This window comes from Cellulomonas sp. P4_A2, from assembly GCF_056402515.1.
The window spans coordinates 1-383 of sequence record NZ_JBFUHG010000189.1 but is presented as its reverse complement, the minus strand read 5'-3'; the positions used below and the strand labels follow the sequence as shown (position 1 = coordinate 383).

Sequence of the window (383 nt, the reverse complement as noted above, 5' to 3'; positions counted from 1 at the left end):
CCGATGGCCAGCCCGAAGGTGAGGTCTTTCTTCTCCCGCTCGTCCTCGCGCTTCGCGTACGCCCCGAACAGCACGGCGATGAAGAGCGCGGCGGCGCCGAGCAGCAGCAGCCGGGAGACCAGCGCGGCCCCCGGCTTGGTGTCGAGCACGGTTTTGAGGCCGTCCAGGTCGAAGATGTCCGCGAGCTTTCCGGAGCCGGTGTACGGGTTGCGCAGCAGCAGCATGGCCAGCGTGGCCGTGGTGAGCGTCATCCAGCCGCGCACGACGAGGCGCTGCAGCGGGCGGGCGCTCGCCCCGCGCTGCCAGCAGGCCAGTACGAAGGCCGCGCCACCGGCCAGCAGGATGAATCCGGCGTACGCGGCGTAGCGCGCGATGCCGTAGAG

1 protein-coding gene is annotated in these 383 nt (G+C 71.0%); it reads right to left on the bottom strand.

Annotated elements, in window-relative coordinates:
* Positions 1 to 383: hypothetical protein (locus AC1DUE_RS20670; RefSeq protein WP_477041270.1), on the bottom strand; the 383-nt coding region annotated here is incomplete at both ends.